The organism is Enterobacter sp. JH25 (assembly GCF_021725435.1).
In the GTDB taxonomy this organism is placed as follows: Bacteria; Pseudomonadota; Gammaproteobacteria; order Enterobacterales; family Enterobacteriaceae; genus Enterobacter; species Enterobacter intestinihominis.
The window spans coordinates 780,623-796,692 of record NZ_CP091319.1 but is presented as its reverse complement, the minus strand read 5'-3'; the positions used below and the strand labels follow the sequence as shown (position 1 = coordinate 796,692).

At 55.1% G+C, this 16,070-nt stretch carries 11 protein-coding genes; 5 read left to right on the top strand and 6 right to left on the bottom strand.

The window, feature by feature from the left end:
• Positions 1-86: 86 nt before the first annotated feature.
• On the bottom strand, positions 87-1,646 hold the full coding sequence (gene cueO / locus L2Y28_RS03780; protein WP_032623368.1) for a multicopper oxidase CueO: 1,560 nt from the start codon (positions 1,644-1,646) through the stop codon (positions 87-89).
• 145 nt (positions 1,647-1,791) lie between these two features.
• Here cueO and L2Y28_RS03775 point away from each other — a divergent pair, with 145 nt between their 5' ends.
• The 3 genes from L2Y28_RS03775 (at position 1,792) to speD (ending at position 3,905) form a co-directional block, all read left to right on the top strand.
• Positions 1,792-2,139, top strand: a complete 348-nt coding sequence (locus tag L2Y28_RS03775; RefSeq protein WP_003856306.1) for a YacC family pilotin-like protein — start codon at positions 1,792-1,794, stop codon at positions 2,137-2,139.
• Positions 2,140-2,240: 101 nt separating this feature from the next.
• A complete protein-coding gene (gene speE, locus L2Y28_RS03770; protein WP_022647071.1) occupies positions 2,241-3,110 on the top strand; it encodes a polyamine aminopropyltransferase in 870 nt (289 codons plus the stop codon).
• The gene (gene speD / locus L2Y28_RS03765) at positions 3,111-3,905 is read left to right on the top strand and encodes an adenosylmethionine decarboxylase (protein WP_022647070.1); all 795 of its coding nucleotides are present in this window, start codon (positions 3,111-3,113) and stop codon (positions 3,903-3,905) included.
• A 31-nt stretch (positions 3,906-3,936) separates the two neighbouring features.
• On the opposite strand, the gene yacL is transcribed toward speD, so the two are convergent.
• Positions 3,937-4,299, bottom strand: coding sequence for a protein YacL (yacL, locus tag L2Y28_RS03760; protein WP_022647069.1), 363 nt, complete (start codon positions 4,297-4,299; stop codon positions 3,937-3,939).
• A 183-nt stretch (positions 4,300-4,482) separates the two neighbouring features.
• Positions 4,483-7,080 (bottom strand): bifunctional aconitate hydratase 2/2-methylisocitrate dehydratase, encoded by a 2,598-nt coding sequence (gene acnB / locus L2Y28_RS03755; RefSeq protein ID WP_022647068.1) that lies wholly within the window; start codon positions 7,078-7,080, stop codon positions 4,483-4,485.
• A 387-nt stretch (positions 7,081-7,467) separates the two neighbouring features.
• On the opposite strand from acnB, the gene L2Y28_RS03750 reads away from it, so the two are divergent.
• Positions 7,468-8,985, top strand: a complete 1,518-nt coding sequence (locus tag L2Y28_RS03750; protein WP_022647067.1) for a DUF3300 domain-containing protein — start codon at positions 7,468-7,470, stop codon at positions 8,983-8,985.
• A gap of 10 nt (positions 8,986-8,995) precedes the next feature.
• Complete coding sequence (locus L2Y28_RS03745; protein WP_022647066.1) at positions 8,996-9,787, top strand: DUF2950 family protein; 792 nt, start codon at positions 8,996-8,998, stop codon at positions 9,785-9,787.
• Between the two features lie 52 nt (positions 9,788-9,839).
• On the opposite strand, the gene lpdA is transcribed toward L2Y28_RS03745, so the two are convergent.
• The 3 genes from lpdA to aceE form a co-directional block, all read right to left on the bottom strand.
• On the bottom strand, positions 9,840-11,264 hold the full coding sequence (lpdA, locus tag L2Y28_RS03740) for a dihydrolipoyl dehydrogenase (protein ID WP_236919594.1): 1,425 nt from the start codon (positions 11,262-11,264) through the stop codon (positions 9,840-9,842).
• 175 nt (positions 11,265-11,439) lie between these two features.
• The gene (aceF, locus tag L2Y28_RS03735; RefSeq protein WP_022647065.1) at positions 11,440-13,335 is read right to left on the bottom strand and encodes a pyruvate dehydrogenase complex dihydrolipoyllysine-residue acetyltransferase; all 1,896 of its coding nucleotides are present in this window, start codon (positions 13,333-13,335) and stop codon (positions 11,440-11,442) included.
• 14 nt (positions 13,336-13,349) lie between these two features.
• Positions 13,350-16,013 (bottom strand): pyruvate dehydrogenase (acetyl-transferring), homodimeric type, encoded by a 2,664-nt coding sequence (gene aceE / locus L2Y28_RS03730; RefSeq protein ID WP_022647064.1) that lies wholly within the window; start codon positions 16,011-16,013, stop codon positions 13,350-13,352.
• Between the last annotated feature and the right edge of the window lie 57 nt (positions 16,014-16,070).

The window sequence follows — 16,070 nt, the reverse complement described above, 5'->3', positions numbered from 1 at the left end:
TGAAAAAGCCCGGTGGCGCTAACGCATACCGGGCTTTCGGGTGTCCTATGTAGGCCGGGTAAGGCGAAGCCGCCACCCGGCTTTTTTTATACGGTAAAGCCCAGCATCATCCCCGTATCTTCATGCTCCAGCAGATGGCAGTGGGCCATATAGGCAAACTCTTTCGGCGCTTCGTGGTCGAACTTCACCAGCACCTCGCTGACACCGCCTTCCACCCTCACCGTATCTTTCCAGCCCCGGCGATGCGCGTCCGGCGCTTTACCGTTCTCAGAGAGAATACGGAACTGCGTGCCGTGGATATGGAACGGGTGCAGCATCATGTCGCCTTCGCCTGAAATCACCCAGCGTTCAAACTGCCCTTTCGTGGCGGCGAACATGGGCGTGTTCATATCGAACGCTTTGCCGTTGATGCGGTTGGCGTTGTGGAAATCGAAACCATGGCCGCCGTGATCCATGCCGCCCATTTTACCGTGGTCCATATTCATATGGCCCATCATCTGGCCGTGGTGCATTCCCGCCATGGCCTGATTGCCGTACTTCTTCATCAGCGCCTGCATGCCCATCATGTCGAGCATCGGGTCCATGGAGAGCTGAAGTTTACGCTGCGTAAGCCCGTCCAGCGACGGGAGTGCGGATAGCGTGGTGAGGGCGTCCGGCAGCGTACCGGAAGCGGCGATCTGTAGCGGCTGAATGCGCAGGACCGGATGGGGTTTATCAAACGGCGCAACGGCCATCCCCATCTGGCTGACCGGCAGGGTCACCAGGTCAAACGCTTTGCCATCGCTGATATCCACCAGCACCTCGAAGCGCTCGCCCATCAGCATCGGCAGCTCGCTCACCTTCACCGGTTCCGGCAGCAGGCCGCCGTCGCTTGCCACCACATACAGCGGGCGTTTATCGCTGGTGGCGAAGTTCAGCGAGCGGGCGTTACAGCCATTTAGCAGGCGTAAACGCAGCCAGCCTTTTGGCGCGGCATGCTGCGGGTAGATTGCGCCGTTGGTCAGCAGCGTATCGCCAAACCAGCCTACCGCCGCGCTCATTACGTCCAGCTGATAGTCAATTTGCCCGTCAGCGCTGAATTTTTTGTCCTGCACAATCACCGGGACATCGTCGATCCCCCACTGTTTTGGCAGGCGCAGCAGGCGGCTTTCATCGTCTTCAATCAGCACCAGACCGGCCAGCCCCATCGCCACCTGATGGCCCGTTTTGCCATGCTGATGCGGGTGGAACCAGCAGGTCGCCGCACGCTGGTCAGGAGTAAAGGTGACGCTGCGTTTACCACCAGGCCTGATGACGCCCTGAGGCCCCCCATCCACTTCGCCCGGGACTTCCAGCCCATGCCAGTGCAGCGTGGTCTCTTGCGCTAACGTGTTATGAATGTCTACCGTCACCGCCTTCCCTTTGCGTAACTGCAACGCAGGGCCGAGCAAATTGCCGTTATAACCCCACGTCGTGGCGGCGTGCTGACCGAACGTGGTTTTACCGGCCTGCACCACAAGCTGAATGCGGCTGCGGGCATCTGCGGCGAGTAATTCAGGTATGGGTAAAGCAGGTCTGTCGGCGGCAAAAACGGCGCGGCTCCAGAGAGGTAACGCGCTGGCAACCCCCAGCGCGGCAGAAAATTTTAAAAAATCACGACGTTGCATGTGCATTTCCTTATTTCCAGCAGGCGATCTTTTGAGCATAAACCCTCCCCTTACCGGAAGGTCAAGCACGGCGGCAATAATAAAGATCGTCGGCCTGGCATCAAGTATGCTAACGTTAATTTTCCGTGATGCAGTGGTAAAGGCAATGAAGACGTTTTTCAGAACAATTTTGTTCGCCAGCCTGATGGCGATGTGTGCGAACAGTTACGCGCTAAGTGAAAACGAAGCGGAAGATATGGCCGATCTGACGGCAGTTTTTGTTTTTCTGAAAAACGATTGTGGTTACCAGAATTTACCCAATGGGCAAATTCGTCGCGCACTGGTCTTTTTTGCCCAGCAGAACCAATGGGACCTCAGCAACTACGACAGCTTCGACATGAAGGCGCTCGGTGAAGACAGCTACCGTGATTTAAGCGGTATTGGCATTCCCACTGCTAAAAAATGCAAAGCGCTGGCTCGCGATTCACTCAGCCTGCTCGCCTACGTGAAGTAACCTTCCCGACGCCCCTTGTTGACCCGCTAACCGCTTCACGGCGGTGTTGTGTTGCGCCCATCTGCCGGATGTAATGGATGCTAACGAAGGAGGTGCTCCCCATGACCGAAAAAACGGTATGGCAAGAAACGCTGCATGACCAGTTTGGTCAGTATTTTGCCGTGGATAACGTGCTCTATCATGAGAAAACCGATCATCAGGATCTGATAATCTTCGAAAACGCCGCCTTTGGCCGCGTGATGGCGCTGGACGGCGTGGTGCAAACCACCGAGCGCGACGAGTTTATCTATCACGAAATGATGACCCACGTCCCGCTGCTGGCCCACGGCCACGCGAAGGACGTGCTGATTATCGGCGGCGGCGACGGCGCGATGCTGCGTGAAGTCTCTCGCCATCAGAATGTCGAAACCATCACCATGGTGGAAATCGACGCCGGTGTGGTGTCGTTCTGCCGCCAGTATCTGCCCAACCACAATGCTGGCAGCTATGACGATCCGCGGTTTAATCTGGTTATCGACGATGGCGTCAATTTTGTTAACCAGACCACGCAAACGTTTGATGTCATTATCTCTGACTGTACCGACCCTATCGGCCCCGGCGCGTCGCTGTTTACCTCGTCGTTTTACGAAGGCTGCAAGCGCTGCCTGAAGCCTGGCGGGATTTTTGTGGCGCAAAACGGCGTTTGCTTCCTGCAACAGGATGAAGCGCTTGATAGCCACCGTAAGCTGAGCACCTATTTTGCTGACGTCAGCTTCTACCAGGCGGCGATCCCCACTTACTACGGCGGGATCATGACCTTTGCCTGGGCGACGGATAACGACGTCCTGCGCCATCTCTCCACCGAAATTATCCAGGCCCGCTTCCACCAGGCCGGACTTAAATGCCGATACTACAACCCGGCGATCCACACCGCAGCCTTTGCGTTGCCTCAATATCTGCAAGACGCGCTGTCCTCAAAGGAGGTGAACTAATTGAAAAAACTTAAACTGCATGGCTTTAACAATCTGACCAAAAGCCTGAGTTTTTGTATTTACGATATCTGCTACGCCAAAACAGCAGAAGAGCGCGATGGTTATATCGCCTATATCGATGAACTCTACAACGCCAACCGTCTGACCGAGATCCTGACAGAGACCTGCTCGATTATCGGCGCCAACATCCTGAATATCGCGCGCCAGGATTACGAGCCGCAGGGAGCAAGCGTCACCATTCTGGTCAGTGAAGAGCCGGTTGACCCGCAGCTTATCGACAAAACCGAGCACCCCGGCCCACTGCCAGAAGTGGTTGTCGCCCACCTGGATAAAAGCCATATCTGCGTGCACACCTACCCGGAAAGCCACCCGGAAGGCGGACTGTGTACCTTCCGCGCGGATATCGAGGTGTCGACCTGCGGCGTGATTTCACCGCTGAATGCGTTGAATTATTTAATCCACCAGCTGGAATCCGATATCGTCACTATTGATTATCGCGTACGCGGTTTTACCCGTGATATCAACGGCATGAAGCACTTCATCGATCATGAGATCAACTCCATTCAGAACTTCATGTCCGACGACATGAAGTCGCTATACGACATGATGGATGTGAACGTCTATCAGGAGAATATCTTCCACACCAAAATGTTACTTAAGGAATTCGACCTTAAGCACTACATGTTCCACACGAAGCCGGAAGATTTAAGCGAAGAAGAGCGTAAGGTCATTACTGACCTGCTCTGGAAAGAGATGCGCGAAATTTACTACGGCCGTAACATTCCGACCGTGTAATCGTGGCCCGAAGCAGGGACGCTTCGGGGAGTTACTTCTGTTTCATAAAGTCGCGGTAGGCGTTCACCACTTTCAGGAAATCTTCCACACCGCACAGCGACAGGCTTTCTTCGTCGTAGTAGCTCATCCCCTCTTCCATCTCATCACCCGAGAACTCAAGCTGGTTGGCACGCACCATCACCTCTTCGCCATCCATCCACAGGGTGTATTCGTGCCCGGCGCGTTGCCAGGAGCGTTCACTGCCTTTCACCGTTTCCGCTGCCTGTTCGACTTCATCCAGCAGCGCGAGGTTCTCTTTCACCTCTTCGTTAAACCAGTGTCCAACGGCTTCGTGCCCCATCGACATTCGCACTTTCACCACGCCGGTGATGTCGCGCAAAAATTCGTAATCCATAGCGTTTTCCTCTGCAAAGCCATTAGGGTAATTATCGCAGCAGAGAGGAAGAAAAAAAGCGGGAGAGGTGGGAGGAATGAAAATAAAAAAAATACCCCTCACCCTGGCCCTCTCCCAAAGGGAGAGGGAATAAAATCCCCCTCGCCCCTTTGGGGAGGGGGGTTAGGGGTGAGGGGTTGGTGTTTATACTGCCGTCTGGAAGATCACCCCGTCAGCCTTCTCGGTGTACTGAGAGAGCTGGTCGAAGTTCAGATAGCGATAGGTATCCACCGCCGTCTTATCTACCTGAGCCACAAAGGTCTGGTACTCTTCCGGCGTTGGCAGTTTGCCAATCAGCGCCGCAACCGCTGCCAGCTCCGCAGAAGCCAGGTAGACGTTCGCCCCGGTACCCAAACGGTTCGGGAAGTTACGGGTGGAGGTGGAAACCACTGTCGCACCGTCGGCCACGCGCGCCTGGTTGCCCATGCACAGGGAGCAGCCCGGAATTTCAATACGCGCCCCGCTCTTACCGAACACGCTGTAGTAGCCCTCTTCGGTCAGCTGCGCCGCATCCATACGGGTTGGCGGCGCCACCCACAGACGGGTCGGCAGCTGGCCTTTGTGAGTATCCAGCAGCTTACCGGCAGCACGGAAGTGGCCGATGTTGGTCATACAAGAGCCGATGAACACTTCGTCGATCTTATCGCCCTGTACGTCAGAGAGCAGACGCGCATCGTCCGGATCGTTTGGCGCACACAGGATTGGCTCTTTGATATCCGCCAGATCGATGTCGATCACCGCCGCGTACTCTGCGTCAGCGTCAGCTTCCAGCAGCTGCGGATCCGCCAGCCATTTTTCCATGCCCTGAATACGACGCTCCAGCGTACGGCGGTCGCCGTAGCCTTCCGCAATCATCCACTTGAGCAGCACGATGTTGGAGGTCAGATACTCAATAATCGGCTCTTTGTTCAGCTTGATGGTACAGCCCGCCGCAGAACGCTCGGCAGAGGCATCGGTCAGCTCGAACGCCTGCTCAACTTTCAGATCCGGCAGACCTTCAATTTCCAGAATGCGGCCAGAGAAGATGTTTTTCTTGCCCTTCTTCTCAACGGTCAGCAGACCCTGTTTGATGGCATACAGCGGGATTGCGTGCACCAGATCGCGCAGAGTGATGCCCGGCTGCATTTTGCCTTTGAAGCGCACCAGCACGGATTCAGGCATGTCGAGAGGCATCACGCCGGTCGCTGCGGCAAACGCCACCAGACCGGAGCCCGCAGGGAAGGAGATACCAATCGGGAAACGGGTATGGGAGTCACCGCCGGTACCCACGGTATCCGGCAGCAGCATGCGGTTCAGCCAGGAGTGGATAACGCCGTCGCCCGGACGCAGGGAGACACCGCCACGGTTCATAATGAAGTCAGGCAGCGTGTGGTGCGTAGTGACGTCAACCGGCTTCGGATATGCCGCAGTGTGGCAGAAGGACTGCATCACCAGGTCAGACGAGAAGCCCAGGCACGCCAGGTCTTTCAGTTCATCACGGGTCATTGGACCGGTGGTGTCCTGAGAGCCCACGGAGGTCATTTTTGGCTCGCAGTACGCGCCAGGACGGATACCAGCGACGCCGCAGGCGCGACCGACCATTTTCTGTGCCAGTGAGAAGCCGCGATTGCTTTCCGCCACGTCTTTCGCCTGACGGAACACGTCACTGTGCGGCAGACCCAGCGCTTCACGCGCTTTGGTGGTCAGGCCACGGCCAATGATCAGCGGAATACGGCCACCGGCACGCACTTCGTCGATCAGCACGTCGGTTTTCAGCTCGAAGCTTGCCAACAGTTCGTTGGTTTCGTGGTTGCGCACTTCGCCTTTATACGGGTAAACGTCAATCACGTCGCCCATGTTCAGGTTGCTCACGTCCACTTCAATTGGCAGAGCGCCCGCATCTTCCATGGTGTTGAAGAAGATTGGCGCAATTTTGCCGCCGAGGCACAGGCCGCCGCCGCGCTTGTTCGGCACGTGCGGAATGTCGTCGCCCATGAACCACAGCACGGAGTTGGTGGCGGATTTACGGGAAGAACCGGTACCAACCACATCACCGACGTAGGCCAGCGGGAAACCTTTCTCCTGAAGCGCTTCGATCTGTTTAATCGGGCCAACGCTACCCGGCTGATCCGGCTCGATGCCTTCACGGGCGTTTTTCAGCATCGCCAGGGCGTGCAGGGGGATATCAGGACGAGACCACGCGTCCGGAGCCGGAGAGAGGTCATCGGTGTTGGTTTCACCGGTAACCTTAAAGACGGTCACGGTAATTTTTTCAGCAAGCGCAGGACGGTTCAGGAACCATTCGGCATCGGCCCAGGACTGCATCACCTGCTTCGCGTAAACGTTGCCTGCTTTGGCTTTTTCTTCTACATCGTAGAAGTTATCGAACATCAGCAGCGTTGAAGAGAGCGCTTTGGCAGCAATCGGTGCCAGCTTTTCGTTGTCCAGCGCGTCAATCAGCGGATGAATGTTATAGCCGCCCTGCATGGTGCCGAGCAGTTCAATGGCTTTTTCAGGAGTAACCAGTGGGGAGGTGGCTTCGCCTTTGGCGATAGCAGCAAGGAATCCGGCTTTTACGTAGGCAGCTTCATCTACGCCAGGCGGTACGCGGTTGATCAGCAGATCTAACAGGAATTCTTCTTCGCCCTCAGGCGGGTTCTTCAGCAGCTCGACGAGCGCGGCCATTTGGGTTGCATCTAAAGGTTTGGGTACAATTCCCTCGGCGGCACGTTCTGCTACGTGCTTACGGTATTCTTCTAGCACGACGGTTCTCCTCGCTCTCATTGTCATATGCGGCGGGCGTTCTCTTCACGCTCCTGTGAGACAGCAGTTTGTAGGGTAAATGCCCGATACCGCGTCGGGCAGCATAGCAGGATTTCTGCACAGTGTTAATCTGTTTACAAAAAAGCAACATTAAATTATTTGCTGAATCGTTAAGCATGGTGTAGCGGGGAGACGAGGCGAATCTTGTCCTCTTTCCCGTCGCCTTTTCAGCTATCCGATATAATTGTGTAATAAATACTCACACTCTTTATCCGGACGCTCCGGTAGGTTTCCCAACAATAGTCAAAACTGTAAAACACGAGTGAATGATACTCGCGGCAACAGCAACGCCTCACGGCACTGCACTCGTCTCGTTGGAGTCAATCTATGAAGTTGCCTTTTAAACCACATCTTCTTGTTCTGCTTTGCAGTGCGGGGCTGTTTGCCGCCTCGGGTGTCATGTACGTTAAAAGCCGCGCAACGGAACCTGCTACGCCTGCTCCGGTTACACAACAACCTGGCGCACCGGTAGCCCAGCCTGCGCCCGTCGCTGCCCCGGTCTACACTGCGGCGCAAATCGACCAATGGGTTGCCCCTGTCGCGCTTTACCCGGATGCCCTGCTGTCGCAAATCTTGATGGCGTCGACCTATCCGTCAAATGTTATTCAGGCCGCGCAGTGGTCGAAAGACAATCCTAAAATGCAGGGTGATGCCGCCCTGCAGGCGGTAGCCACCCAGCCGTGGGATCCCAGCGTAAAATCCCTGGTTGCGTTTCCTCAGCTGATGTCGTTGATGGGCGAAAATCCGCCATGGGTACAAAATCTGGGAGACGCCTTCCTTGCACAGCCGAAAGATGTGATGGATTCCGTACAGCGGCTGCGCCTGCTGGCCCAACAAACGGGTGCGCTACAATCCACACCGCAGCAGACGGTCACCACCGTCACGAAACCTGCATCGACAAAAACCACGACAACCGCAACGCCTACCAGCCCAACGGTGATCAAGATTGAATCCGCCGATCCGCAGGTGGTGTATGTTCCCACGTATAACCCGAATACGGTTTATGGTACCTGGCCTAACACCGCTTACCCGCCGGTCTATCTTCCGCCCTCACCCGGCGAGCAATTCACTGACAGTCTGGTTAAAGGATTAGGTTTTAGCCTCGGGGTCGCTACAACCTACGCCATTTTCAGCAATATTGACTGGGATGACGACGACTGGGATCACCATCATCACGATGATGACTGGGACAATCACGGCGGTTATAACCGCAACGGTGATAACAACATCAATATCAACGTGGATAATTTCAACAGAATCAGCGGGCAGCACCTGAACGGTAATAACCACACCTGGCAGCACAATCCTGCCTATCGTGAAGGCGTGCCTTACCCGAATAACCAGCTGGCTAACCGCTTCCACTCTACACATACAGCCACCGGGCTAAGCGCGACGCAGCAAAATCCAGTCAATCGCGACAGCCAGCGCCAGGCCGCTCTCAGCCAGATGGAAAAATCAACGGGTAAAACCCTCCCACACTCAGTACATACAGCCACGCGGGACGCTCAACGTCTGGCCTCAACGCAACAGTTGAAGCAGATCTCGCAGCGAAATAACTATCGTGGATATGACACCAGGCCGCAGGCCGTAAAACGGACGAGCACGCCGCAGCGTGAACATCATCAGACTGACATGCACAGACAGGAGAAGCGGGTTTCACAGACGGTACAGCAGCCAGCCAGGCTGCATCGGGCCAATGCCCTGAGCGGCAACGACAGCCGCTCCGCGAACTGGCAAGCCCAGCAGCAGCGCGGGGCGCAAAGCCGGCAGCTCGCTACTCGTCAACATCAGCCGCGCCAGCTCACTGGTGAACGCGCTGAACGCCATGAATTCCGTCATCGTTAAGGGAGCCGACATGAAACGTCAATTACTCAGTGGAATGGTGTTGTTCATGGTCTCGGCGGCCGTCATGGCACAGCAATCGTTCAGTTCGCCAGAACAGGCGACCAGTGCGCTGGCAAGCGCCATCAGCGAGCAAAATGAAAGTGCGATGAACAATTTGCTCGGTGAAAACTGGCGCGATTTCCTGCCGCCCGAAGGCGTTGATCCCGAAGCGGTCGATCGCTTCCTGCGCGACTGGAACGTTCATCATAAAACCGTCATCAGTGGCAACGTGGCGCACCTGGTGGTGGGCGATAACGGCTGGCAGCTACCGATCCCGGTAGTCAAAACGGCATCTGGCTGGCAGTTTGATATGCAGGAAGCCGCAGAAGAGATCCTGACCCGCGAAATCGGGCGCAACGAACTCGCAGCCATCGAAGCGCTTCACGCCTATGTTGATGCCCAGCAGAGCTATTTTGCGATGAACCAAAAGTACGCGCAGAAGATAGTCAGTTCTGAAGGTAAAAAGGATGGACTGTACTGGCCCGTCGCTCCCGGTGAAACGCCCAGCCCACTGGGTCCGGCGTTCAGTCCTCCACAGTCGGGGGCGGGTTACCATGGTTACCGATTCCGCATCCTGCCGGATAAAAATGGCTTTGCCATGGTCGCCTGGCCGGTGAACTACGGTCAGACGGGGGTAATGAGCTTTGTAATTAACCAGGATGACGCGGTTTATCAGGCAGATCTCGGCAACGATTCGGCGCAGAAAGCGCAGGCTCTTAGTGAATACCAGCCGGATAAGACCTGGCAGCCTGTCACACCCTGAACGCAGCGCATAAAAAAAGCGGCCTGAGGCCGCTTTTTTCATCTGAAGAAACTTATTTCTTCTTCGCTTTCGCGTTTGGCAGGTCAGTAATGCTACCTTCAAACACTTCTGCCGCCAGACCCACGGACTCATGCAGAGTCGGGTGTGCGTGGATGGTCAGCGCGATGTCTTCTGCGTCGCAGCCCATTTCGATAGCCAGACCGATTTCACCCAGCAGCTCGCCGCCATTGGTACCGACAATCGCACCACCGATGACGCGGTGAGTCTCTTTGTCGAAGATCAGTTTGGTCATACCGTCTGCGCAGTCGGACGCGATAGCACGGCCAGAAGCAGCCCACGGGAAGGTGGCAGTTTCGTAGCTGATGCCTTTCTCTTTCGCTTCTTTCTCAGTCAGACCAACCCATGCAACTTCTGGCTCGGTATACGCGATAGATGGGATCACTTTCGGATCGAAGTAATGCTTCATGCCGGCGATAACTTCAGCGGCAACATGACCTTCGTGAACACCTTTGTGCGCCAGCATTGGCTGACCGACGATATCGCCAATAGCAAAGATGTGCGGCACGTTGGTACGCAGCTGTTTGTCAACGCGGATGAAGCCACGGTCGTCCACTTCCACGCCAGCTTTGCCCGCGTCGAGATTTTTACCGTTCGGCACACGGCCGATAGCCACCAGCACGGCGTCGTAACGCTGTGGTTCGGATGGGGCTTTTTTGCCTTCCATGGAAACGTAAATACCGTCTTCTTTCGCTTCAACGGCAGTCACTTTGGTTTCCAGCATCAGGTTGAATTTCTTGCTGATGCGTTTGGTGAAGACTTTAACGATATCTTTGTCGGCTGCCGGGATAACCTGGTCGAACATTTCAACCACGTCGATCTCTGAACCCAGCGCATGGTACACAGTACCCATTTCCAGACCGATGATACCGCCGCCCATAACCAGCAGACGCTTAGGAACGGTTTTCAGCTCCAGCGCATCGGTGGAATCCCACACGCGTGGATCTTCATGTGGAATGAATGGCAGTTCGATTGGGCGAGAGCCTGCCGCGATGATCGCGTTGTCGAAGTTGATCACGGTTTTGCCGTCTTCGCCTTCCACTTCCAGGGTGTTCGCACCGGTGAATTTACCCAGACCGTTTACCACTTTCACTTTACGGCCTTTGGCCATACCCGCCAGACCGCCGGTCAGCTGAGTGATAACTTTCTCTTTCCAGGTACGAATTTTGTCGATATCGGTTTTCGGCTCGCCGAAGACGATACCGTGTTCAGCCAGCGCTTTGGCTTCTTCGATAACTTTCGCTACGTGCAGCAGCGCTTTAGAAGGGATACAGCCGACGTTCAGACAAACACCGCCGAGGGTGCTGTAACGTTCTACGATGACGGTTTCCAGACCTAAATCCGCGGCGCGAAATGCTGCGGAGTAACCTGCCGGGCCTGCCCCAAGTACTACGACCTGAGTTTTGATTTCTGTGCTCATCATGACCTCTTAATGTATACCCGTCGTCCACCGGGTCGTTCTATCCGCCCGTATTTTACAAAATTGTTAACAATTTTGAAACAACAAACGGCTCACGAATTATCGCTTTCACCAATAACCTCAAAAACCCCATGAGATTATCAGAAAAAAGCCGGCCGACTGGCCGGCTTTTCGATTACATCACCAGGCGGCGAATGTCGCTCAGGGTGTTGTTGATGATGGTGATGAAACGCGCACCATCAGCCCCGTCGATTACGCGGTGGTCGAAGGAGAGAGAGATTGGCATCATCAGACGCGGCACGAACTCTTTGCCATTCCACACCGGCTCCATCGCGGACTTGGACACACCGAGGATAGCCACTTCCGGCGCGTTTACAATCGGCGCGAAGTGGGTGGTACCCAGGCCGCCGATGCTGGAGATAGTGAAGCAGCCGCCCTGCATTTCGCCGGCAGTCAGCTTACCATCACGCGCTTTTTTGGAGATGGTGGTCAGTTCACGGGACAGCTCGGTAATGCTCTTCTTGTTCACGTCTTTGAAGACCGGAACCACCAGACCATTTGGCGTATCAACCGCAACACCGATGTTGATGTATTTCTTCAGCGTCAGCTTCTGGCCGTCTTCGGACAGGGAGCTGTTGAAGCGTGGCATCTGCTCAAGGGCAGCGGCAACGGCCTTCATGATAAAGACCACTGGGGTGAACTTCACGTCCAGCTTACGCTTCTCAGCTTCGGCGTTCTGCTGTTTACGGAACGCTTCCAGATCGGTGATATCGGTCTTATCGAAGTGCGTAACGTGCGGGATCATCACCCAGTTACGGCTCAGGTTAGCACCAGAGATTTTCTGGATACGGCCCAGCTCCACTTCTTCGATTTCACCGAACTTGCTGAAGTCCACTTTCGGCCATGGCAGCATGCCCGGGATACCGCCGCCAGCTGCTGCTGCAGGTGCAGCTTCGGCGCGTTTCACCGCGTCTTTCACGTAAGCCTGAACGTCTTCGCGCAGGATACGACCTTTACGGCCGGTGCCCTTCACTTTCGCCAGGTTCACACCGAATTCGCGCGCCAGGCGACGAATCAGCGGAGTCGCGTGGACGTAAGCGTCGTTTTCAGCGAACTCAGATTTTTCTGCTTTAGCAGCAGGGGCAGCAGCAGGTTTAGCAGCCTGAGCCGGTGCAGCAGCAGGTGCCGGAGCAGCCGCGGCAGCCGGAGCGGCGGCAGGCGCTGCGCCTTCCACTTCGAAGACCATGATCAGAGAGCCGGTAGACACTTTGTCGCCGGTGCTGATTTTGATCTCTTTAACGGTACCGGCGAACGGCGCAGGCACTTCCATAGAAGCTTTGTCGCCTTCAACGGTGATCAGTGACTGTTCAGCGGCAACTTTGTCGCCCACTTTCACCATCACTTCGGTCACTTCAACTTCGTCACCGCCGATATCCGGTACGTTAACGTCTTTCGCGCCGCCAGCAGCCGCTGGTGCAGCGGCCGGAGCCGGAGCAGCAGCCTGAGCAGGCGCAGCGGCAGGTGCTGCACCCGCCACTTCAAAGACCATGATCAGCGAGCCGGTAGACACTTTGTCGCCGGTGTTGATCTTGATCTCTTTAACGGTACCGGCGAACGGTGCTGGCACTTCCATAGAGGCTTTGTCGCCTTCTACGGTGATCAGTGACTGCTCAGCCGCAACGGTGTCGCCCACTTTCACCAGGATTTCGGTAACTTCAACTTCGTCACCGCCGATGTCAGGCACATTTACTTCTTTCGCTGCCGCGGCCGCTGCTGGAGCAGCAGCAGGAGCGGCTTCTTTCTTCTCTTCCTGCGCAGGTGCAGCAGCTGCTGCACCGTCGGCGGAATCGAAAATCATGATCAGTTTGCCAGTCTCGGTTTTATCGCCAACAGAGACTTTGATCTCTTTAACGATGCCAGCCTGAGGAGACGGGACTTCCATAGAGGCTTTGTCGCCTTCTACGGTGATCAGCGACTGTTCAGCTTCAACTTTGTCGCCTACTTTGACCAGGATCTCGGTGATTTCAACTTCATCAGCCCCGATGTCCGGTACATTGATTTCGATAGCCATTATTCTTTTACCTCTTACGCCAGACGCGGGTTAACTTTATCTGCATCGATGTTGAATTTGGTGATTGCGTCCGCAACCACTTTCTTATCGATTTCGCCACGTTTAGCCAGTTCGCCCAGTGCTGCTACAACCACGTAGGAAGCATCAACTTCGAAGTGGTGACGCAGGTTTTCGCGGCTGTCAGAACGACCGAAGCCGTCAGTACCCAGTACGCGATAATCATCAGCTGGAACGTAAGTACGAACCTGCTCAGCGAACAGTTTCATATAGTCAGTAGACGCCACCGCTGGCGCGTCGTTCATCACCTGAGCGATGTACGGAACGCGTGGGGTTTCCATTGGGTGCAGCATGTTCCAGCGCTCACAATCCTGGCCATCACGCGCCAGTTCAGTGAAGGAGGTCACAGAGTACACATCGGAACCCACACCGTAGTCTTTCGCCAGGATCTGCGCTGCTTCACGAACGTGACGGAGGATAGAACCGGAGCCCAGCAGCTGAACTTTACCTTTGCTACCTTCGATGGTTTCGAGTTTGTAGATACCTTTACGGATACCTTCCTCGGCACCTGCTGGCATTGCCGGCATGTGGTAGTTTTCGTTCAGGGTGGTGATGTAGTAGTAAACGTTCTCTTGCGCTTCACCGTACATGCGCTGCAGACCGTCATGCATGATGACTGCCACTTCGTACGCGTAAGACGGGTCGTAAGAGATACAGTTAGGGATAGTCAGAGACTGAATGTGGCTGTGACCATCTTCGTGCTGCAGACCTTCACCATTCAGGGTCGTACGACCAGAAGTACCACCGATCAGGAAGCCGCGAGCCTGCTGGTCGCCTGCCTGCCAGCACAGATCACCGATACGCTGGAACCCGAACATGGAGTAGTAGATGTAGAACGGGATCATCGGCAGGTTGTTGGTGCTGTAAGAGGTCGCAGCAGCCAGCCAGGATGCGCCTGCGCCCAGCTCGTTGATACCTTCCTGCAGGATCTGACCTTTCTCGTCTTCTTTGTAGTATGCAACCTGCTCACGGTCCTGCGGGGTGTACTGCTGGCCGTTCGGGCTGTAGATACCGATCTGACGGAACAGACCTTCCATACCGAAAGTACGCGCTTCGTCGGCGATGATTGGAACCAGACGATCTTTGATTGACTTGTTCTTCAGCATCACGTTCAGGGCACGAACGAAAGCGATAGTGGTAGAGATCTCTTTGTTCTGCTCTTCCAGCAGTTGAGAGAAGTCTTCCAGGGCTGGCAGTTCCAGCTTCTCGGTGAAGTTAGGCTGACGAGCAGGCAGGTAGCCTTTCAGTGCCTGACGACGTTCGTGCAGGTATTTGTGCTCTTCAGACCCTTCCGGGAAGGTGATGTAAGACAGGTTTTCTACCTGCTCATCGGTCACTGGAACGTTGAAACGGTCGCGGATATAACGCACGCCGTCCATGTTCATTTTCTTAACCTGGTGAGCGATGTTTTTACCTTCTGCGGTATCACCCATGCCGTAACCTTTGATGGTGTGGGCCAGGATCACAGTCGCTTTACCTTTGGTTTCCTGCGCTTTTTTCAGTGCAGCGTAAACTTTCTTCGGATCGTGACCACCGCGGTTCAGCGCCCAGATCTGCTCGTCAGTCCAGTCTGCAACCAGGGCTGCGGTTTCAGGATATTTGCCGAAGAAGTGCTCACGAACGTAGGCACCGTCTTTGGATTTGAAGGTCTGGTAGTCGCCGTCAACGGTTTCGTTCATCAGCTGGATCAGTTTACCGCTGGTGTCTTTACGCAGCAGCTCATCCCAACGACCGCCCCACATGACTTTGATCACGTTCCAGCCTGCACCCGCGAAGATGCCTTCCAGTTCGTTAATGATCTTGCCGTTACCGGTTACCGGACCATCCAGACGTTGCAGGTTACAGTTGATGATGAAGCACAGGTTGTCCAGCTTCTCACGGGTCGCGATGGTGATCGCGCCTTTAGATTCTGGCTCATCCATTTCACCGTCGCCCAGGAAGGCGTAAACGGTCTGCTCAGAGGTGTCTTTCAGACCACGGTGTTCCAGGTACTTCAGGAATTTAGCCTGATAGATTGCACCAATTGGACCCAGACCCATAGATACGGTCGGGAACTGCCAGAACTCAGGCATCAGTTTAGGGTGCGGATAAGAAGACAGACCCTTACCGTGAACTTCCTGACGGAAGTTGTTCATCTGCTCTTCAGTCAGACGACCTTCCAGGAAGGCACGTGCATAGATGCCCGGAGAGATGTGGCCCTGGAAGTACACCAGATCGCCGCCGTCTTTCTCGTTGGCTGCACGGAAGAAGTGGTTGAAGCACACTTCGTAAACGGTCGCAGAGGACTGGAAGGACGCCATGTGGCCACCCAGTTCCAGATCTTTCTTGGATGCGCGCAGAACGGTCATGATAGCGTTCCAGCGGATAGCAGAACGGATACGGCGTTCCAGATCCAGATTGCCCGGGTATTCCGGTTCGTCTTCGACGGCAATCGTGTTTACGTAGTTGCTAGCCCCTGCACCTGAAGCCACTTTCACGCCGCCTTTGCGCGCTTCTGAAAGCAGCTGATCAATCAGATACTGAGCACGCTCAACACCTTCTTCACGGATGACCGATTCGATCGCCTGTAGCCAGTCGCGAGTTTCGATCGGATCCACGTCATTTTGGAGACGTTCTGACATGGGGGTATTCCTTATCTATCTAATACGTTGATTTGTCTGGAACCTGTCCCATTGTGC

Bases quoted from the DNA above. Each gene is read 5' to 3' on its own strand.
- aceF (WP_022647065.1), bottom strand. From the start codon at position 13,335: ATGGCTATCGAAATCAATGTACCGGACATCGGGGCTGATGAAGTTGAA.
- yacL (WP_022647069.1), bottom strand. From the start codon at position 4,299: ATGGATTACGAATTTTTGCGCGACATCACCGGCGTGGTGAAAGTGCGA.
- L2Y28_RS03750 (WP_022647067.1), top strand. From the start codon at position 7,468: ATGAAGTTGCCTTTTAAACCACATCTTCTTGTTCTGCTTTGCAGTGCG.
- lpdA (WP_236919594.1), bottom strand. From the start codon at position 11,264: ATGAGCACAGAAATCAAAACTCAGGTCGTAGTACTTGGGGCAGGCCCG.
- L2Y28_RS03745 (WP_022647066.1), top strand. From the start codon at position 8,996: ATGAAACGTCAATTACTCAGTGGAATGGTGTTGTTCATGGTCTCGGCG.
- cueO (WP_032623368.1), bottom strand. From the start codon at position 1,646: ATGCAACGTCGTGATTTTTTAAAATTTTCTGCCGCGCTGGGGGTTGCC.
- aceE (WP_022647064.1), bottom strand. From the start codon at position 16,013: ATGTCAGAACGTCTCCAAAATGACGTGGATCCGATCGAAACTCGCGAC.
- speE (WP_022647071.1), top strand. From the start codon at position 2,241: ATGACCGAAAAAACGGTATGGCAAGAAACGCTGCATGACCAGTTTGGT.
- L2Y28_RS03775 (WP_003856306.1), top strand. From the start codon at position 1,792: ATGAAGACGTTTTTCAGAACAATTTTGTTCGCCAGCCTGATGGCGATG.